A 19,541-nucleotide genomic window follows, 5' to 3' on the forward strand; every position below is an offset into this window, starting at 1 on the left:
AGGGGCCTCATTCCAGCGCAGAATGCCTTTTTTGATGACGTAGCCGAAGCCTGCCAGCAGCAGCCCCATGAAAATGAACATCTCGACGATACCAGCCAAACCCAACTGCCGGAAGTTGACCGCCCAGGGGTACATAAAAATCACCTCCACGTCGAAAAGCACGAACAGAATGGCCGTGAGAAAGTACTTCACCGAGATGGGCGTGCGGGCATTGCCCACGCTTTCGATACCGCACTCGAATGCCTCGTCCTTTACGCGGCTTTTGCGGCGTGGGCCCACAAGGTGCGATACAATCATGGCAAAGGCTACGAAAGCTATGGCCAACCCAAACTGAATGAGAATGGGTAGGTAGTCACTGGGCTGGTACGCGGCGTTAGCAACGAGTAGCATAGGAGTCAGCTAGTTAGTGGGAAGCCCCAGCAGGCGGGACGGGCAAAGGTACACCGGCGCCCGGTTGGGTGAAAAAACCAGGGCTAAAAGGACCGTTCTCTAACGCTGGTCGGCGGGGGCAGCTGGGGGGCCGGGAGTTTCGTTCATAGCCCCATCTGGCTGCTGGTTGCCCTGCAGGTAGTTCTCGGTGAAGATGCGGTAGCGGTCGAAGATGGAGCGCACCGAGCGCACCAGCACGTACTCGCCCCGCGGGCCCTCGGGCACGGTCACGCCCGAAGCGTAGCCGTTCCAGATGGCGTTGTCGGTGTGAGCATCGATGAGCGTGACCATGAGGGTGCCGTCGAGCAGCAGCATGCGCCGGGGCTGGTAGCCGTGGCGGGACTCCTCGGGGGTTTCCTCGTCCTCCGCGTCGTTGTATTTCACCCACGAGTGCAGGTCTTCCTGCACAAAGCCGGGGAAGTGCATGTCGCCCTCGAATACGCGCACGCTCACCATCAGGTCGGGGTTGCGGCGGGCCAGGCGGTAGCCCTGCAGCCGCAGCCGTTGCTTGATAGCATCGCGCAGCGACTGCGAGAGGCGGGTGCTGTCGGCCATGAGGCCCTCGCCACCCAAAAAGCCGTAGGTGCGGTAGTGCCGGAAGCGGCCCCGGTAGCTGTAGTTGGATTCGACCCGCGCCTCGCGGGAGGTGAGGCAGCCCGATAGCAGTGCCAAACTAAAAAAACAAAAAAGCAGCGTAAGGGTGGGTTTCATAGGTAGTAACGTAGAAATTACAATCAACCCCCCTAAGTTACACAGCTTCCTGCATAAGTGCTCTATTGTTCAGCTTAATAAGATTTGCCTGCATTAGCCCCCTAGGGGCAGTTGCCCGTGCCCGGCCGCGGCTAGGGCCCCGCCACGCCCGGTTGGGGGCTGCCCGGCACCGCGGACGCCGCCACGAGCTTTTTTTGAAGCCAGGCCCGCACTGGCTCGTCGTACAATTTCAGGGCGGCGTAGGCGAGCGCAAGGGCACTAAAAAAGGTGAGCGCCGCCACCGGCAGCCCATCTCGTAGCGTCACCTTGTGGTCGTATACCCAAGCCGTGTAGCTATAAATTAAGGGATAATGCGTGATGTAGAGGGGATACGAAATAGCCCCCAGAAACTTACATAGCTTCCTAGTGTAAGGCGCTATCAGCTCGCCGCTGGCGCCGAGCAGAACGATGAGCGGGAAAACCAGGATGATGCTAAGCGACTCGTAGAGCCCATTTACCCACGGGCGCCCTAGACCCCCTAGGCGCGGCATGGCCAGCACGGCCACTACCAGCAGGCTGCTCCACCCAAAGGCGTGGTTGACCCGGCCGGGCTTCACGGTGCGGAATAGCAGCAGGCCGGCGAAAAAGGGATACATAACCCTAATGAGGCCAATGCGCACCTGCCCTAGCTCGGGCGACCAGCCGCCCACAATGTCGCCCTCGGGGCGCGTGAGCAGTAGGTGCAGCAGGGCAGCGGCCGCCAACGCCACCAGCACCCCTAGGGCCAGCTTCGAAAATTTGCGCACGAGCACGGCGTACAAAATATTGGCGACGTACTCGTACATCAGCGACCAGCCGGGGCCGTTGAGCGGGTAAGTTTCCTGCCAGCCCCGAATATCCAGCGCGAGCGGTGCGGGTAGCATCAGCGACCCTAGGACCGTTAGCAGCAAAACTTTCCAAACCGGCGTTTGGCCAATGGCCGGCCACAGGGCCGACACCTGGAAGTAGTACAGCAGCGCGCCCACCACCGTGCCAAACACCACCATCGGCTGCAGGCGCACCAGCCGGCGCCGGAAGAAACTGCCCACGCTCATGCGGTTCCAGCGGTCGTCGTAGGCGTAGCCGATGACGAAGCCCGAGAGCAGAAAGAAGAAGTCAACCGCCAGGTAGCCGTGGTTGATAAGCTGGTCTTGGTGACTGGTGGCGTGCGCCTCAAACAGGTGAAAGGCCACTACCATGAGGGCTGCCACGCCGCGTAAGCCATCGAGAATAGGGTAGTGAGGCTTGGTAGGAAGCGTAGGAGCTGGCTGCATAGCGGGTAGACTGGGGCTGGCAAGGTAGCAGGGCCCTGCCCCACCCAGCCGCTAAGTAGGAGGCAAAAACAAGCTGCGCTACTGCCTCTACCCTAGCACGCTAGTAGGCTGGCCGAGGCGCATGAGGAAGCAAGAGTAGTACCTACGCTGGCGGATTACGCCATCGGCGCGCGGTAGCCTACCAAGTAGCCGGATAGGTGGTGGCCGGCTGAATGCGCTCCTGAGTGATGGTGAGGGTGGGGCGCTTGGCCTTGCCTTTGGCGCCGCCGCCGTGAAACTCAATAAGCCAGATGCTGTCGAAGTCGGCGTCGGGCCACTTGGGTGGGTGCTTGATGCCTAGCCGTTTGGCAATGCGCGGAATATTGTTGTGCTCCCACACGAGCAGGGCGGTGCCGCGCTGGCGGCGCAGCTCATGAGCTAGGCCTTTGGCGTCTTCCACCGCGTAGTCGCTGTTCACGCACAGGTTGTGGCGCACGGCATAGGGCGTCACGGTCTGGAACATCCGGGCCTGGCTGGTACTGTCGTCGTTGGTGCCGATGATGGGCACGTAGGTGTAAGTGGGCGGGGCGGGCAGCAGCTGGTCGAGCACGGCGGGCAGGGCCAGCGCCCGGTTGAGACCAGCGCAGGAGAGGTTATCGCCCTCGGCGGGCTTCTCGCCGTGGCGGATAATGACGACTCGCAGCACCGGCGGCGCGGCGGCTTCGGGCGGCAGCACCGGGCCCAGTGGGGCGGGCAGGGTGTCGTAGCTAGTGGTTTCGGGCATTGGAGCTGGAAAGAATCGGCAAGAATAAGGCCGAGGTAGCAGAAAAGGTTGGCGGCGCGCCAGCGAGGAAGGTATTGAAACAAAAACCAACCGGCAAGTGGGCGCCTCGCTACATGCAACTAAGCTGATTGAGCGCAGCCAAGCAGAATCTTAAGCTGCCGGGCTAGCCCGGCTTAGTGAGCCGGGCCGTTTACTAAAAACGACTAGCGAGTTGGGGTAAATAATGCCGCAAATCAGCTTCAAGCTGACGGGGGAGCTGTAGCCTAGGGCGCAGCAGCATCGGAAATACCTATCGAAGTGGCTGGCTACCCCTAGCCAGTCCTCGTGCGAGCTGGTAAACGTGCCACTGTGGGGCAGCAGCTCCGAGAGCATTTGCGCGGCCTAGCATCAGCTAACTACTCGGCGCAAGCAGGCACCGCGCCAGGTAGCACCAGCGCCCACCCACTAATGGCGAGTACGCCAGGTCGCCGGCCCGCACTTGATTGGGGGCGAGTAGGCGCAGGCTGGCCAAGTAGCAGGCTTTCGGTCCCAGCAGTAGCCAGGCCGGCCGGCTACCGGGCTGGCAGCTCTGGCTGATGTCGAAAAGTAGTTGCCCCCCCTTCCTGATTTGCCTCACTAATCTCCCTAGCCTCGACCGCCACCGTGGGCGTCATCCTCATGACTGCCAGCGACCCAGCAGGCCGCCAGCCAGCTCGTGAATACTCGCGCCAAGTTCTGGCCGTGCCTGAGCATGCACCAGTTCCTCACCGTCTCCGCCGGCAGGTAGCGAAATTGCCGCGCCTGCTTTAAAACAAAGCCGGTCAGGCTGCGCTTGCCGAAGCAACTCTACCGCTTCGTTGCTTGACGGCCTAACCGACCCTAGGCAGCGCGGCAGAGCTGCTTCGGCAAGCGCAGCCTGACAACCACCTTGTAAGTTCTCTAAACCATGTCTTCTTTTCGCCAAAAATTCACCCGCTTCCTGTACCCGCTGATAATGAAGCTCTCCAAAGCCGGTCCCAACGGGCAGGTGCTTGCCAGCCCGGCCCCGGCCGCCCCGCCGCACTCGTTCTACCAGCTGGGCGGGCAGCTCAGCGGCGGTCAGCCCCTGGACTTTGCCAGCCTACGCGGCAAGCAGGTGCTGCTGGTGAACACGGCCTCGGGCTGCGGCTACACCAGCCAGTACGCCGAGCTGCAGCAGCTGGCCGAGCGCTACCCCGAGCAGCTGGTGGTACTGGGCTTCCCGGCCAACGACTTCGCCGGTCAGGAAAAGGCCGACGACGTGACCATTCAGCAGTTCTGCCAACTCAACTTCGGCGTGTCGTTTCCGCTGCTCAAAAAGAGCGTGGTTGTCAGGCAGCCCGGCCAAAACCCCGTCTACCAGTGGCTCACCGACCCCGCCCAAAACGGCTGGAACCAGCAGCCCCCGGTGTGGAACTTCGCCAAGTACCTCGTGGATGAGCAGGGCCGCCTGCGCGCCTACTTCGGCCCCGCCGTGTCGCCCCTGAGCGAGGCCGTCACGCGCTACCTGTGAAGGAGTGGGGGAGGACCGCCCGCTAGCTGGTCACCGACCCTCGCCATGCCATCAATCAAGCAGCAAGCATTTGCTACTGTTTACTCCACCCGCGGGGCGGGGGTGTCGCGCCCGCCTTGGTGCAGCACCAGCTGCCCCACGCGGCCCTGCGCATCCGCTACAAATTCCACCTTGGCTGGCACGCCCCGTAGCGTGAACAGCGCCGCCGTGGTTGCGTCGGTGGCAAACTCTTGCTGCCCAGTGGCTTGCACGTAGAGCTGCCCGCCCCGCTCGCGCACGATGATGCGGAAGGTAGGGGCTAGCTCGTACACGCCCACGTAGGCAGCTAATTGAGTGGCCGTGGGGGCACCCGGCCCGCTGGCCGCGGGGCGAGCAGCAACGAGGGGAGGGCTGGCGGGCAGTTGATGCAGCAGGCGCAGCAGCCCCCGGCGCAGCTCCGGCAGGGTTGGGTCGGCGTGGTTGTCGAGCAGCACCAGGCACTGCTGGCGCTGCGGCACGCGCACCAGCAGCGAGGTGAACCCGTTGATGGCCCCGTTGTGCTCCTGCGTGCGTAGGCTGTCGGGCCCTAGGGCTGTGGTGAGGGCCAGCCAGCCGTAGGCGTAGTGGTTGCGAACGGGCGCGAACAGCCGCTGCCGGCTGGCGGCCGAAAGCACCTTATTGCCATCCAGCGCCTGGCTCCAGCGGTAGAGGTCGGGGGCGGTGCTGGTAATGCCCCCGGCGGCGTAGGCTAGGGTAGGGTTGAGGGCAAAAGCGGCCGTCAGGCTGTCGGCCCCGCTGCCGTAGCCGGTGGCCCGGCCAGGGCCGGTGGGCAGCGCCAGGTCGTAGCTGGTGGCCGTCAGGCGCAGGGGGCGGGCAATGCGCTCGCGCAGCAGCTGGCCATACGGCTGGCCCGTCACGCGCTCCAGAATAGCCCCCAGCAGCACGTAGCCCGAGTTGCTGTACGCAAACTGGGTGCCGGGGGCAAATTCCAGCGGCTCCTGGGCAAACGAGGCTACCAGTTGGGCGGGCGTGCGGGGTTGCCGGGCCAGCTCGGCAAAAACTGGCAGGCGCGTGAAGTCGGGCAGCCCGGCCGTGTGCGAGAGCAGCTGGTGCAGGGTAATCTGGCGGCCGGCGGGCAGCGGATAGTCGGGTAGGTAGTCGGCCACCGTGCCGTCGAGCTTCAGCTGGCCCTGCTCCACTAGCTGCAGCACCAGCACAGCGGTAAACTGCTTGCTGAGCGAGCCGATGCGGAAGCGCGTGGCGGAGGTGTTGGCCTCGCGCCGGCCCTGGTCGGCCAGGCCGTAGCCCTGCGCCAGCAACACCCGGTCCTGGTCGGCTACCAGCACCGTGCCGCTGAAGCGCCCGGCCTGCGCAAACTGCCGCACGTAGGCCGCCAGCTGCGCGGTGGTGGGCGGGGCGGACGGAGGCGTTTGGGCGGGCGAGGCGTGCGCGGCCCCCAGCAGCAGGGTGGCCGCAGCCAGCCGGGTGGCCGCCCGGCGAAACCAAAAGGGCGTGTTCATGGCAGAAAGGAGAGGTAACTGTGAATCCGTGGCAAACCTAACCGGGCGCTGTCCCGGCCGCCCAGCTATTCAACCAACCCCCGCCGGGCCGTCCGCAACGCCCAAAGAATCCGGTTCAACGCCCGCTGCCGGGCCGGGCCAGGTTGGCGCGGACGGGCCGGCCAGGTTGGTAGAGCCGGCCGGTGGGTTGGGGCAGCCAGCGGCGGCGTTGGTTGAATAGCGGGGGCCTAGGGCCAGCAGCCGGCTATCTTGCGCGGCAACTACGGCCGGTGCTGCTGCCCGCCGTTGCCCTTCTGCTCCGCGTGACTATTTCCTGGGCGCTGCCTTTTTCCTTCCTTGCGCCGGCGCAGGCCTGGCTACGCCGGGCGCGGGCCACGCCGGCCGGGCCGGTGCCCATGCCCATCCCCGGCTGGGTGCACGCCCTGCTGCTGGCCGTCGTGCTGAGCTTCGACGGGCTGATGTACTACGGGCAGACAGTGGCCCCGGCGCACCCGCTGGCCTTCAACCACGTGTGGGTGGTGCGCAACGTGGCCCTCGACGGCTGCACGGCGGCGCTGTTTTATGGCACCTGGTGGTGGCTCGTGCCGCGCACGCTGGGCAGCGGCCGGGTGGGGCGGTTCGTGGCCACCGCGCTGCTGGTGCTGGCAGCCAGCAGCGGGCTGCGCCTAGCCGTGTCTACGCTGGCCTACTGGCTGCTGGGGGCCACCACGCACCTGCGCGGCCACCTGCCCGAAGTGTTGGGCCTGCTGGCGCTGCTCAACGCCAGCATCCTGCTGCTCAGCACCGGGCTGTACGTGGCCCTCGACTACCTGCGCGGCCAGCGCCAGCGCCAGGCGCACGCGCACCAGCAGCTGCTCTCCGAGCTGACCATGCTCAAAACTCAGCTCAACCCGCACTTTTTGTTCAACACCCTCAACAACATCTACTCGCTGGCCAGCCGTAAGTCCGACCGCGCCCCCGAAGCTGTGCTGCGCCTGGCCGAAAGCATGCGCTACCTGCTCTACGAAAGCGCCGCCGACACCGTGCCCCTCGCCCAGGAGCTGCGCCACCTGCAAGGCTTCCTGGACTTGCAGCGCCTGCGCCTGCCGCAGGCGGAGGCTGCTGCCGCTATCGTGCTGCACGCCCAGGTGGCCCCGGCCGCTCTGGCTGCTCCCGTGGCTCCGCTGCTGCTGCTGCCGCTGGCCGAAAACGCTTTCAAGCATGGCGACTTGGCCGCCCGTCCCGCCGCCGTGTGCCTGGAGTTGGAGGCCACCGCCGCTGGCCTGCGCTTCGTGGTGCACAACTTCGTGGCGGCCGCCCCAGCCGGCCCGCTACCAGCCGGGGGCCTAGGGCTGGCCAATCTGCGCCGCCGGCTGGCCCTGCTCTACCCCGGCCGCCACACCCTCGCCGTGCAGGCCAGTGCCACCGAGTATACCGTAACGCTACAGCTGAGCTGGGCCTAGGCCTAGGCGCCAGTTATTTCCACCCGTCCTATGGCTGCCCCCGGCGCTTTGCCCCCGCTCACCTGCGTGCTGCTCGACGACGAGCCGCTGGCCCTCGACTTGCTGGCCGACTTCTGCGCCCAAATACCGTTTCTGACGGTGCGCGGCCAGTTTCACGAGGCGCTGGCCGGCCTGGCCTTCCTGCAGGATAACCCCGTGGACGTCGTATTTCTCGACATCCACATGCCGCGCCTCAGCGGGGTGCAGCTGGCGCAGCTGTTGCCCGCGCCCGCGCCCCTGCTGGTATTCACCACCGCCTTCGACCAATATGCCGTGCAGAGCTACACCCTGCAAGCGGCCGATTACCTGCTCAAGCCCATCGCCTTCGACCGTTTCCTGCAAGCGGCCCTGAAAGTGCGGCAGCTGGCGGCCGCTCGCCTGGCCCTGCTGCCCGCCGCGCCGCGCCTGCCGGCGTCCACCCCGGCACCGCCCGCCGCCGCCGAGGCCATGTTCGTGAAGCACGGCGCGCGGCTCCAGCGCGTGGCCTTCGCCGACTTGCGCTACATTGAGGGCCGCAAGGAGTACTTGCTGCTGCACACCGGCTCTGACAAGCTGCTGACGCTGCAATCGTTCCAGCGGGTGCTGGAGGCACTGCCCGCGGGCCAGTTCGTGCGCATTCACAAGTCATTCGTGGTGGCCTTGCGCTACATCGAGCACGTGGAGCGGGGCAAGGTGCAGGTAGCCGGCCAGCTGCTGCCCATTGGCGACAGCTACCGCGAAGCCTTTCTAGCTTGCTTGCATTCCTATCAGCAGCTGTAGGCCGCTTTGAGGCCGCCTAATAGGCCTAGGTAATAAGGCGCACTAGCCAGGAACCTACGCCAACTACGAGTAGGGTTTATCCCGTTTGTTTAGCCACCCTCATCTCTTGCTTCACTACCTGCGCCGTCGTGCCGGCGTGGCTACGCGGTGCCCCTGTTCAGGTGGTTGTACCCCGCGCTGCCAATGGCAACGGCCAGGACGGCGACGCTACAAAGGCCATGACGTGCCGGGGACTGGCGAACTATACTGTGGGGTTGCCGCGCCAAAGTAGCAGGCGGCCGAGATGCGTGGCAGGGAAATTTAGCGTCGGCCACGCCGGGCATTGGTGCATTCAGAATAGAAGGGTATCCTGGTTACTTAGTTATTTAATCGTAAGCACCGCGTTAAATGAACGTGGCATTATTTATTTAAAAAATTATATTTTATTTGTTCGATTAAAATAGCTGAAAAAATATTATATAATTGTGCGTGTATTTTTTTTAATTCTTTTGAAATTAATCATATTAAGCTCAGCATTAAGGCAAATTAAATCACATTATTTTTATTATTTATATCTTGAAAATCAGTAGTTTAATATTAAAAATATCTTAACAAATTATGTATCCAATAGCATTGTTTAAAAACTAGTTATATCGCTTCCAATAAGGGTGGTATTTAAAGAAAATAAGATTGACATCTGCTGCCGTAATTTGCAGCACAATCTTATTTTTTTCATATCAAAACACCTCGACTTTGAAGCCATTCTACTATTCTTGGCGCCAGGCGTGCTTGGCGTTACTCAGTGCCACGGTGCTGAGTGCCTGTGAGAAAGCGCAGGACGACACCGGGCCCCTAGGCACGAGCGTGAGCCAGGACGCCAAAGCCGGCCCAGGTACTTCATCGACCGACTTTGCTGGCCCCGCGGGGGGCAGCAACACCGTTAACCGGTCCGACGAGCAGGCCTTCAACCAGCCTTCCCCCGCGTTGATGGGCCCCGACGTCACCTACCACAACACGGGGCAGGGGAACTTCGAGCAGGTCTTTTCGCTCCAGCAGCTCGTGCCGCTCTGGAACCACAACAAGTGCAGCGGCTGCCACGTGGCCGGGGGGCGCAGCCCGCTCGGGCTCGACCCACAGGTACCGCAGCTCCTCTTCCGCGTGAGCGCGCCGGGGGTAGCCGACGATGGGGGCCCGAACCCGGTGCCGGGCATTGGGGGGCAGATTCAACCCTTTGCCATCGTGAACGGGGCGGTGGGCATTGGGCCGGAAGGCACCGTGAGCACCACCTACGTGGAGCAGCTCCAGGCCTTTGTGGATGGCCAGGCCTACAGCTTGCGCACGCCCACCTATACGCCGTCCGTAGCCTTGCCGGCCGGCACCATGCTTTCTCCTCGCATTGGGCCGCAAATAGCGGGCCTAGGCCTGCTCGAAGCCGTAGCGGAGCAGGATATCGTGGCCCTGGCCGACCCGGACGACAGGGACCATGACGGCATTACGGGCCGGCCTAACCGCGTGTGGGATGCTGCCGCGCAGCAAACGGTGCTGGGCCGCTTCGGCTGGAAAGCCAACCAGCCCAACCTACTGCAGCAAGCCGCCGCGGCCTTTAACGGCGACCTGGGCATTACTAGCCCGTTCTTTCCGCTCGAGTCTAACGTGCCGGGCGGCGGTCGCAACAAGAAAGGGCCGGGTGTCAAATTGCCTTCGGGCGGCTTGTCGAGTATAACGGCCGCTGCGCTGATGCTCAAAAACAGCGCCGCTTCGACCACGCCGACGGACATCGATACCGACGCGCTATTCTCCACGGCTTTTTACACGGGTACGCTGGGGGTGCCCGCCACGCGGAATACCAGCGACCCGCAGGTGCAGGCCGGGCAGGCCCTCTTTATTTCCGCCAAGTGTGCCGTTTGCCATACGCCCGCGCTACGCACCTCCCCAATGGCTCCCTATGGCCTAGGTGGCCAGACTATTCACCCCTATACGGACTTGCTGCTGCACGATATGGGCCCCGGCTTGGCTGATAATCGGCCCGACTTTTTGGCTACTGGTAGCGAGTGGCGCACCCCTCCCCTGTGGGGCCTAGGCCTGAGCGCAGTCACCAGCAACCACACCAACTACTTGCACGATGGCCGCGCCCGCAACGTGCTGGAAGCCGTGATGTGGCACGGTGGAGAAGGCGACTTCTCGCGCCGCTACGTGGCGCAGCTCTCGCAGGCCGACCGCAATGCCCTGGTAGCCTTTGTTAACTCTTTGTAAATTCTTTCTCTTGCAGTAAACACCTCTTTTTAAAGGCTTAGCTTACAAAATCTTATATTCCCCTAGTATGGCCCTTTTTACTATTCGCTTTCACTGGCTGGCCCGCTGCTCGGCCCGCACCCTGGCTGGTTTTCTGTTGGTGGTTTTGACACTGAGCAGCTGCCAAAAGAAGGAGGATGCCGTAGCGCCCACCCCTGCTCCGCCCGCCGTGCAGCTAGCCAACGATGCCAAGCTGGGTTCCTTCCTCACCGATGGGCAGGGCAACACGCTCTACTATTTCACGCTCGACGTGAGTGGGTCCAACAACTGCGGGGCCGCGGCCTGCGCGGCCCAGTGGCCCGTGTTTTACGCGCCTGCTATTACAGTGGGCGCCGGGCTGAACGCGGCCGACTTTACGACTGGCAAAACGGCGGGGGGGCAAAACCAGACGCTGTATAAGGGCTGGCCCTTGTACTACTACGCCGCCCCCACCGGCAGCCAGAACGTGCGCGAGCAACCCGGCCAAACCCAGGGCAACGGTATCGGCGACGTATGGTACGTGGTGCGCCCCGACTATACGGTGATGGTAGCAATGGGCGCGGTCGAAAACAAGGTGACCAGTAAGACCAGCTTTAAGCCGTATCTGATTGACCCGCAAGGCCGCACGCTCTACACGTTTAGTGCGGACGCCGCCCACCCAACTACCCAGGCCACTAACTGCACGGGCGGCTGCACGGATGCGTGGCCCATTTTTTACCAGGCTAACCTGAAGGTGCCTTCTTGCCTGAAAGCAAGTGACTTTGGCACCATCACGCGCACTGATGGCCCGAACGGCGGCACCCGCCTGCAAACTACCTATAAGGGCAGCCCGCTCTACTACTTCGTGGCCGACAACGGCGTGCGCGCTAAAATTGAAGGGGAAGGGGGCGACTGGGCCGTCGCCATGCCCTAGGTAGCGACTACCGCTGCTGTAAGTTTCACGAAAAGAGTGATTAAATAGTGTAAACTATAACGGCTGCCCTACTGAGTCATCCATCTTGCGCGCAACAGCCCCCGGTACTCCAGCGGTTCTTACTTAACGCGTAGGAACCGCTGGAATATTGGGGGCTGTTGCGCGCAAAATAGATTCAGTTTTCGTCAAGGTACTCAGCTCGGGCCTAGGCCCTTACCGATAGCCCGCCGCCTGCAGCGCAAATAGCTCGGCATAGCGCCCGTCCTTCGCCAAAAGCTCCTCGTGCGAGCCGATTTCCTGCACGCGGCCGTTTTCGACCACTAGGATGCGGTCGGCCATGCGCACGGTGCTGAAGCGGTGCGAGATGAGCACGGCGGTTTTGCCTTGGGTCAGCTCCTTGAAGCGCTCGAACACCTCGTACTCGGCGCGGGCGTCGAGGGCGGCGGTGGGCTCGTCGAGGATGAGCAGCTGGGCTTCGCGCATGTAGGCGCGGCCTAGGGCTATTTTTTGCCACTCGCCGCCGCTTAGATCCACGCCGCCGTTGAAGCGCCGGCCAATCATCTGGTCGTAGCCCAGGGGTAGCTTGGCAATCACCGAGTCGGCGAGGCTTTGGTGGGCGGCCTGCTCGATGCGAGGCTGGTTTTGGCGCTCTTCGATGCGGCCCACGGCCAGGTTTTGGCCAGCGGGTAGCTGGAAGCGCACAAAATCCTGGAAGATGACGCCGATTTCCTGGCGCAGCTCGGCGGGGTCGTACTCGCGCAGGTCGTGGCCATCGAGCAGGATGCGGCCCTCGGTGGGGTCGTAGAGGCGGGCCAGCAGCTTGACGAGCGTGGTTTTGCCAGCGCCGTTTTCGCCCACCAGGGCCAGCTTCTCGCCCGCGTGCAGCTCGAAGCTGAGGTGGCGCAGGGCCCACTTTTCGGCGCTCTTATACTTAAAACCCACATCCTCAAAGGTGAAGCCCTGGCGGATGGGTCTCGGAAACGGCCGCACCGCCTGCCCTAGGGTGGGGCGCACGATAAGGGGCTGAATCTGAAAGAAGTCGAAGAAGTCCTGCAAGTACAGCGCCCCGTCGGCCACCTGGCTGAAACGGCTCAGGATGCCTTCGAGCAAGCCGCGCAGGCGGGCAAACGAGCCGGCCAGAAACGTGAGCTGACCGATGGAAATGACGCCCACCGCCGCCTGCTGAATGATGTAGAGGTAGGCGCCGTAGTAGCCTGCCGCCCCCACGGCCGCGAACACCGTGCCCCAGCTGGCGCGGCGCAGGGCCAGCGCCTTGTTTTGGCGGTAAAACTGGTCAGAAAGCGTTTCGAAGCGGGCAATGAGGAAGTCCGACAAGCCAAAGATTTTCACCTCCTTGGCCGTGTCGTCGCTGGCGCCGGTTTGGCGCAGGTAGTCCAGCTCGCGGCGCTCGGGCGTCCAGGAGTGCGAGAGCGAGTAGCTGCGCTCGTTGAAGTGGCTTTCGCCCAGAAAGGCGGGCACCACGGCCAGCAGCAGCAAGCCCAGCAGCCACGGTTGAAACGCCACCAGCCCACCGGCCAGCAGCACCAGCGTCACCACATCCTGGCCCTGGGCCAGCACCTGGCTCATGAGCACCGAGCGCGACAGCGTTTGGCGGCGCGCGCGCTCCAGCTTGTCGTAGAAGTTGCTGTCCTCAAACTGGTCGAGGTCCAGCTCGGCCGCGTGGCGCATCAGCCGCACCGACGAGGCGTTGGCAAACAAGTCGCCGAGCAGCGAATCGAGCAGGGCCACGGCGCGCCCCAACGCATCGGTGAGCAGCACCAGGCCAAACTCGAGCGCCACCAACCCGAACACCGGCCCTAGGGCCCGGCTGGCGGCCGGCAGCTTGGTCAGCGCCACCACGTCGTCGATGATGAGCCGGCCCACGTAGAGCAGTGCCAGCGGCACGGCGGCCCGCAGCAGGCGCAGCGCAATGTTGCCCAGCGTCAGGGCGGGCGAGGTTTCCCAGATGAGCTTTAGAAAGGCGGGTAGGTGGCGCAGGGCGGCGGCCCGCTCGCGCACGCTCACAACGGGCTTATCGGGGCCGTGGCCGTGGCTGGGGTTTTTGGCGGAAATCTTTTGGAATAAGTCACTTAGCGGCATAGGCTAGCCCTAGGGCACATTTGGGGCCGGAGTGGGGGAGGGGCCATTTTGGCAGAGTGCGGTGAGTTAAGTAAATGGGTAGATGGGTAGGTGAGTAAAGGAGTAAATGGGTAAGTGAGTAGGTGAGCAAAAAAGCACGTCATGCTGAGCTTGCCGAAGCATCTCTACCGAACGATACCCTAGGCGGCGTGGTAGAGACGCTTCGGCAAGCTCAGCATGACGTGCTTTTTTGCTCACCTACTCATTTACTCCCTTACCATCCCCGACCTTTGCCGGTACTTATGCTCGGTTCCTACTCGCGCGGCTTTTGGCTGATGTGCCTGTCGTCGTTTCTGTTTTTTGCGTCCTTCAACCTGCTGCTGCCCGAGCTGCCGGCGCACCTCACGCGCCTGGGCGGCGGCGAGTACAAAGGCTTCATCATCGCGCTCTTCACGCTGACGGCGGCCATTTCGCGGCCGTTTTCGGGCAAGCTCTCCGACACCGTGGGGCGCATTCCGGTGATGGTGCTGGGCTCGCTGGTGTGCGTGCTGTGCGGGCTGGCCTACCCGTGGGCCCTGGGGGTGGGCAGCTTCTTGCTGCTGCGGCTGCTGCACGGCTTCAGCACTGGCTTCAAGCCCACCGGCACGGCCGCCTTCGTGGCCGATATTGTGCCGGCCGACAAGCGGGGCGAGGCCATGGGCTTGCTGGGCGTCACGGGTAGCCTGGGCATGGCGGCCGGCCCGGCGGCGGGCTCGTGGGTGGCCGAACACTTCTCCCTGAATACCATGTTTTACTGCTCGGCGGGCCTAGCGCTGCTGTCGGTGCTGGTGCAAGGGACCCTCACCGAAACCCTGCCCCTAGGGCAGCGCCGCCGCTTTAGCCTGTCGCTATTGCGCCTGAAGGCCAACGAGATACTGGAGCCGCGGGTGGCGGCGCCGGCCCTCACCACGCTGCTGTGCTTGTTTCCCTACGGCGCGGTGCTCACCGTCATTCCCGACCAGAGCCAGCTGCTGGGGCTGGCCGGGCCCACCAAGGGCCTGTTCTACATCTGCTACACGGCCTCGTCGCTGGGCGTGCGGCTGGCGGCGGGCAAGGTGTCGGACACCCACGGGCGGGTGCCGGTGCTGCGCTGGTCGGCGGCGGTGCTGGCCCTGGGGCTGGCCGTGCTGGTGTGGTCGCCGTCGGTGCCGGTGTTTCTGGTGGGAGCTGTCATCTTCGGCCTGGGCACCGGCCTCAACTCGCCCACGCTCTACGCCTGGACGGTGGACCTAAGCGACCCCACCCGGCGCGGGCGCGGCATTGCCACCATGTACATTGCCCTGGAGGTGGGCATTGGGCTGGGGGCCCTGCTGGCGGGCTGGATTTTTGACAACCAACCCGGCCGCCTGCCCTACGTGCACGCCCTGAGTTTGGCCAGCGTGCTGGCGGCCATCGGCTACCTGCTGCTGGGGGTGCAAGCGCCGCCGCGCCCTAGGCCCGAAAGCGACGCCCTGGCCGCCGAAGCCCTGGCCGTGGCGGCTCCTGAAGAAGTGGTGTAAAGTTGGTGGATAATTGGTGAGAATTAGCGGAGTTTGCTATACTTTTATCCGCTGCTAAGCACCAGCTTACTCGCACTTCTTTAAACCTACTTTTTTCTGTTCTATGAACAAACTGCTACGTAGTTACGGGCTGGCCACCACGGGCTGCCTGGCCCTGGCAGCTGCCCGGCCCGCGGCGGCCCAGCAGGCGCCGGTGCAGCCAGTGGTCATCAAGTTTGGGCAGCCTGCCCCGGCCGATTTTGAGGCCAGAAACTTTGTGGCCGACAGCGCCGCGGCGGCCGTGGTACTTTCCGACGTGGGCACCACCCGCTTCCGCGTCGATGGGCTCAGCTTTAAGATGGATACCGAGCGCACCACGCGCATCAAAATTCTGAAGAAGGCGGGCTACGACTACGCCACCGTCGAAATACCGCTGTACCACCGCGACGGCGACGAGGAGAAGATTACCAGCCTCAAGGGCTTCACCTACAACATGGTGGGGGGCAAGCTGGAGAAGGTGAAGCTGGAAAGCGCCAACATGTTTACCGAGGAGCGCACCAAGAACACGCGGGTGCGCAAGTTTACGCTGCCCGGCGTGCGCGAGGGCGCCGTGGTGGAATACACCTACTCGGTGACGTCGGACTTCTTCTTCCACTTACAGCCCTGGGCGTTTCAGCGCGACATCCCCACACGCTGGAGCGAGTACCGGGCCAGCATTCCGGAATACTTCGACTACAAGATGCTGATGCAGGGCTACGAGCCCCTGGCCATTTCGCAGAAGGAGGACGGCATGACCCAGTATATGGCCTCCGAGCGGGTGCAAACGACGACGGGCGGGTCGGCGTGGCAGGGTGGGGGCACGTCGCACACCTCCACCGAGGCGCAGACCATTAATGCCCGCGTCACGAACTATCACTGGGCCATGCGCGACGTGCCGGCCCTGCGCGAAGAGCCCTACATGACCACCCCCGACGACTACGTGGCCCGCATCGACTTTGAGCTGGCCGGCGAGCGCCTAGGGGGTACCTACCGCAACGTGCTGGGCGACTGGACCAAGATTAACTCCAGCCTGCTGGAAAGCGACGACTTTGGCGGGGTACTCAACCGGGGCGGCTTCCTCAAGGAGCTGGTGCAGCAGCTGGTAGCCCAGTACGCCGACCCCGCCGCCCGCGCCGCCGCCGTGCGCGAGCTGGTGCTGCGCAACGTGAAGTATGACGGCAGCAACCGCGCGGTAGGCAGCGGCTCGGCCAAGCACACCTGGGAGCAGCACCGCGGCACCGCCGCCGACGTGAACCTGCTGCTCATTGCGGCCCTGCGCCAGGCCGACCTGCCCGCCCAGCCGGTGCTGCTGAGCACCCGCACCCACGGCCGCGTCAGCGTCAGCTCGCCCCTGCTGGAGCAATACAACTACGTGGTGGCCCTGGTGCCGCTGCCCGATAAAAAAGAGCTGCTACTGGACGCCACCGAGCCGCTGCTGCCCGCCGGCGTGCTGCCCCAGCGCTGCCTCAACCAGGTGGGCCGCCTGGTGGTGCCCGCGGCCGAGGGCGAGGGCCGCTGGGTGGAACTGGTGCCCGCCCAGCGCCATAGCCACTACCAGCAGGTAACCATGACGGTTGATGCCCAGGGCAACATCACCAGCCAGGTGCAGGAGCAGCACGGCGGCTACTCGGGAGTTAGCGCCCGCAGCAAGCTCACCGAGCTGGGTGAGAAAAAATACGTGACCGAGCTAACCAACCAGCACACCAACTGGGAAGTGCCCAGCTATAAGTTTGCGGCCGTGGCAGACGTGAGCCAGCCCTTGAGCCTGCACTACGAGGTGCGTCAGGCGGCCACCACCCCCGGTACCGCGCAGGAGCTGTACCTCAAGCCCTTGGCTTCGTTTTGCGAAAGCCGCAACCCGTTCGATAACGCGCAGCGCAGGTTTCCGGTCGATTTAGGGGCGCCCACCCAGGACGTGGTGCTAATTAACCTGACGCTGCCGCCCGGCTACGTGGCCGAGCTGCCCAAGAGCGCCAACGTAAGTCTGCCCGAGCAGGGCGGTAGCTACGTGTTTTCGGCCAGCAGCCCCACGCCAGGCACCGTGCAGCTCATCAGCCGCCTCACGCTGGCCAAGCCCGTGTACGGGGCCGAGGAGTACGGCAACCTGCGCGAGTTTTACCGCCTGGCCCTGGCCAAGCAGGCCGAGGCCATGGTCATTAAGAAACAATAAAGCGGCCTGCGGTGAACACAACCCTACTTGCGCTTTGGCGGCGGTGGGCCCTGCCCATGGCCCTAGGGCTGCTGGCCGGCCCGGCGCTGGCCCAGTCGAAGCAGCCCGCGCCCATCAAGTTTGGGCAGCCCGACCCGGCCGATTTTGAGGCCAAGAACTTTGTGGCCGACAGTGGCGCGGCCGCCGTGGTGCTGTGCGACTACGGCACCACGCGCTTCGGTAGCCCCACGGGTGAGATGCGCGTCATCCACGAGCGGCTGGTGCGGCTCAAGATTCTCAAGAAAGCCGGCTACGACTACGCCACCGTGGAAGTGCCGCTGTACCACCGCGAGGGCGACGCCGAGAAGCTGAGCAATCTGCGCGGCTTCACCTACGTGCGCGGCGCCGATGGCAAGCTGGTACGCACCAAGCTAGAAGCAGCCAACATCTTCGTGGAGAAGCGCACCGACCGGGTGACTATTCAGAAATTCACTTTGCCGGCCGTGCAAGAAGGCGCCGTGGTGGAGTACGCCTACACGGTCACGTCATCCTTTTTGAGTGACTGCCCCGACTGGGAGTTTCAGCGGGATATTCCCACGCGCTGGAGCGAGTACCGCACCACTTTGCCGCGCTTTTACCGCTACAAGTTTCTATTTCACGGCTACCAGCCCCTGGCTGTGAACGAGGAGGGCGCCGGCTCGGTGCAGCTGATACTGGCCCACCACACGGGCATGAGCGGAGCCTTCGACAGTGGCAGCTCCGGCATAAGCGTGAATACCGAAGACCACCGCTGGGTGGTGCGCGACGCCCCGGCAGTGCGGAGCGAGCCTTTCATCACCACCCCGGCCGACTACGTGACGCGCATCGACTGCGAGCTGGCCGGCGAGCAGTGGCCCCAGCAAGAATACCGCGACCTGACCGAAACCTGGGGAAAGATGAACGAGCTGCTGCGCCGCCACCAGTCGTTCGGGCAGGTGCTGGAGCACGACAACTTCTTGCAAGCCAGCGTGGAGCCCCTCACCCTGCGCTACCCCGACTTTGGCGAGCGGGCCCTGGCCGTGCGCGAGCTGGTGCTCAAAAACGTGAAGTACGACGGGGCCAACCGCCTCTTCACCGAAACGCCCCTCAAACGCACCTGGGAGCAGCACCGCGGCACCTCGGCCGATGTGAACCTGCTGCTGCTAGCCGCGCTGCGCCAAGCCGGCCTGAGCGCCGAACCCCTGATACTGAGCACCCGCACCCATGGCCGGGTGGTGCAAGAGTATCCGCAGCTCGACCAGTTCAACTACGTGGTGGCTTTGGTGGCGCTGCCCGATGGCAAGGAGCTGCTGCTCGACGCTACCGAGCCGCTGCTGCCGGCCGGCGTGCTGCCGCGCCGCTGCCTTAGCCGCCTAGGGCACACGGTGCCCCGGCAGGGCGAGGGCCGCTGGGTAGACTTGGCGCCCGGCGCCAGCTACGTGCATTTTCAGGATGTGAAGATGGCCCTCGACGCCCAGGGCAACCTCACCAGCCAGGTGCAGAACCAGTTTGGCGGCTACGCGGGCCTCGAAACCCGCGGCAAGCTGAGCGAGCTGGGCGAGAAAAAATTTATAACCGAGCTGGCCAGCCAGCACCCCAGCTGCGAAATTCCGGCCTATACCTTCGAGGGGGTGGCCGACCTGAACAAGGCCCTAGGGCTGCGCTACACCCTGCACCAGACGGCCGCCACCCCCGGCACCGCCCAGGAGCTGTTCGTGAGTCCGTTGGCGGTTTTTGGCGAGGGTAGCAACCCCTTCAAGCTGGCTACGCGCAACTTCCCGGTCGATTTTGGCATGACCCAGCAGGAAATCATCAGCCTGACGCTAACGCTGCCACCCGGCTACGTGGCCGAGCTGCCCAAGCCGGCGGTGCTGGTGCTGCCGGGCCAGGGCGGGCGCTACGTGTACTCGGCCAGCAGCCCCGCGCCCGGCACCGTGCAGCTCATGAGCCGCCTCACCCTCGATAAGCCCGTGTATACCCCCGAAGAGTACCACGCCCTGCGCGAGCTGTACCGCCAGATGTTGGCCAAGCAGGCTGAGGCGCTGGTAGTGAAAAAGGCGGGGTAGCGTCCTTAACATGGGCTAAAAGCATGTCATGCCTCGTGGGACGCGGCATGCGCCTTTATTCACTTC

General features: G+C 63.8%; 13 protein-coding genes and 1 pseudogene. 8 read left to right on the forward strand and 6 right to left on the reverse strand.

Annotated features, from left to right (window positions below):
• Positions 1–12 precede the first annotated feature (12 nt).
• The 4 genes and pseudogenes from HHL22_RS15815 to HHL22_RS15830 form a co-directional block, all read right to left on the reverse strand.
• A pseudogene (locus HHL22_RS15815) lies at positions 13–390 on the reverse strand (NADH-quinone oxidoreductase subunit A); the annotation flags it as partial.
• A 99-nt stretch (positions 391–489) separates the two neighbouring features.
• The gene (locus tag HHL22_RS15820; RefSeq protein ID WP_169532305.1) at positions 490–1,101 is read right to left on the reverse strand and encodes a DUF4136 domain-containing protein; all 612 of its coding nucleotides are present in this window, start codon (positions 1,099–1,101) and stop codon (positions 490–492) included.
• Between the two features lie 170 nt (positions 1,102–1,271).
• Positions 1,272–2,432, reverse strand: a complete 1,161-nt coding sequence (locus tag HHL22_RS15825) for an acyltransferase family protein (protein WP_169532306.1) — start codon at positions 2,430–2,432, stop codon at positions 1,272–1,274.
• Between the two features lie 178 nt (positions 2,433–2,610).
• Positions 2,611–3,195, reverse strand: a complete 585-nt coding sequence (locus tag HHL22_RS15830; RefSeq protein WP_169532307.1) for a histidine phosphatase family protein — start codon at positions 3,193–3,195, stop codon at positions 2,611–2,613.
• Positions 3,196–4,120: 925 nt separating this feature from the next.
• Between HHL22_RS15830 and HHL22_RS15835 the strand changes: the two genes are divergently transcribed.
• Positions 4,121–4,705 (forward strand): glutathione peroxidase, encoded by a 585-nt coding sequence (locus HHL22_RS15835; RefSeq protein ID WP_169532308.1) that lies wholly within the window; start codon positions 4,121–4,123, stop codon positions 4,703–4,705.
• Positions 4,706–4,785: 80 nt separating this feature from the next.
• Here HHL22_RS15835 and HHL22_RS15840 read toward each other — a convergent pair whose 3' ends face one another.
• Entirely contained in the window at positions 4,786–6,204 is a 1,419-nt protein-coding gene (locus HHL22_RS15840; RefSeq protein ID WP_169532309.1) for a serine hydrolase, read from the reverse strand.
• Between the two features lie 302 nt (positions 6,205–6,506).
• Here HHL22_RS15840 and HHL22_RS24400 point away from each other — a divergent pair, with 302 nt between their 5' ends.
• The 4 genes from HHL22_RS24400 to HHL22_RS15860 all read left to right on the forward strand — a co-directional run bounded on the left by HHL22_RS24400 (position 6,507) and on the right by HHL22_RS15860 (position 11,607).
• Positions 6,507–7,646 (forward strand): sensor histidine kinase, encoded by a 1,140-nt coding sequence (locus tag HHL22_RS24400; protein ID WP_169532310.1) that lies wholly within the window; start codon positions 6,507–6,509, stop codon positions 7,644–7,646.
• 30 nt (positions 7,647–7,676) lie between these two features.
• Positions 7,677–8,444, forward strand: coding sequence for a LytR/AlgR family response regulator transcription factor (locus tag HHL22_RS15850; protein ID WP_169532311.1), 768 nt, complete (start codon positions 7,677–7,679; stop codon positions 8,442–8,444).
• Positions 8,445–9,212: 768 nt separating this feature from the next.
• Positions 9,213–10,676, forward strand: coding sequence for a di-heme oxidoreductase family protein (locus HHL22_RS15855; RefSeq protein ID WP_169532312.1), 1,464 nt, complete (start codon positions 9,213–9,215; stop codon positions 10,674–10,676).
• A 67-nt stretch (positions 10,677–10,743) separates the two neighbouring features.
• Complete coding sequence (locus HHL22_RS15860) at positions 10,744–11,607, forward strand: COG4315 family predicted lipoprotein (protein ID WP_169532313.1); 864 nt, start codon at positions 10,744–10,746, stop codon at positions 11,605–11,607.
• Positions 11,608–11,820: 213 nt separating this feature from the next.
• Here the strand turns inward: HHL22_RS15860 and HHL22_RS15865 are convergent, their stop codons facing one another.
• Positions 11,821–13,707 (reverse strand): ABC transporter ATP-binding protein, encoded by a 1,887-nt coding sequence (locus HHL22_RS15865; RefSeq protein WP_169532314.1) that lies wholly within the window; start codon positions 13,705–13,707, stop codon positions 11,821–11,823.
• A 281-nt stretch (positions 13,708–13,988) separates the two neighbouring features.
• Here HHL22_RS15865 and HHL22_RS15870 point away from each other — a divergent pair, with 281 nt between their 5' ends.
• From HHL22_RS15870 to HHL22_RS15880, 3 genes are all read left to right on the forward strand, one after another.
• A complete protein-coding gene (locus HHL22_RS15870) occupies positions 13,989–15,224 on the forward strand; it encodes an MFS transporter (RefSeq protein ID WP_169532315.1) in 1,236 nt (411 codons plus the stop codon).
• 103 nt (positions 15,225–15,327) lie between these two features.
• Positions 15,328–17,412: a DUF3857 domain-containing protein gene (locus HHL22_RS15875; RefSeq protein ID WP_169532316.1), complete on the forward strand. Its 2,085-nt coding sequence runs from the start codon at positions 15,328–15,330 to the stop codon at positions 17,410–17,412.
• Positions 17,413–17,423: 11 nt separating this feature from the next.
• Positions 17,424–19,475, forward strand: coding sequence for a DUF3857 domain-containing protein (locus tag HHL22_RS15880; protein ID WP_169532317.1), 2,052 nt, complete (start codon positions 17,424–17,426; stop codon positions 19,473–19,475).
• The last annotated feature ends 66 nt before the right edge of the window (positions 19,476–19,541 follow it).

Source organism: Hymenobacter polaris (genome assembly GCF_012927305.1).
Taxonomy (GTDB): domain Bacteria; phylum Bacteroidota; class Bacteroidia; order Cytophagales; family Hymenobacteraceae; genus Hymenobacter; species Hymenobacter polaris.

Coding starts and splice junctions, on each gene's coding strand:
- HHL22_RS15860 (WP_169532313.1), top strand. CDS start 10,744: ATGGCCCTTTTTACTATTCGCTTTCACTGGCTGGCCCGCTGCTCGGCC.
- HHL22_RS15825 (WP_169532306.1), bottom strand. CDS start 2,432: ATGCAGCCAGCTCCTACGCTTCCTACCAAGCCTCACTACCCTATTCTC.
- HHL22_RS15870 (WP_169532315.1), top strand. CDS start 13,989: ATGCTCGGTTCCTACTCGCGCGGCTTTTGGCTGATGTGCCTGTCGTCG.
- HHL22_RS15835 (WP_169532308.1), top strand. CDS start 4,121: ATGTCTTCTTTTCGCCAAAAATTCACCCGCTTCCTGTACCCGCTGATA.
- HHL22_RS15865 (WP_169532314.1), bottom strand. CDS start 13,707: ATGCCGCTAAGTGACTTATTCCAAAAGATTTCCGCCAAAAACCCCAGC.
- HHL22_RS15875 (WP_169532316.1), top strand. CDS start 15,328: ATGAACAAACTGCTACGTAGTTACGGGCTGGCCACCACGGGCTGCCTG.
- HHL22_RS15840 (WP_169532309.1), bottom strand. CDS start 6,204: ATGAACACGCCCTTTTGGTTTCGCCGGGCGGCCACCCGGCTGGCTGCG.
- HHL22_RS15830 (WP_169532307.1), bottom strand. CDS start 3,195: ATGCCCGAAACCACTAGCTACGACACCCTGCCCGCCCCACTGGGCCCG.
- HHL22_RS15850 (WP_169532311.1), top strand. CDS start 7,677: ATGGCTGCCCCCGGCGCTTTGCCCCCGCTCACCTGCGTGCTGCTCGAC.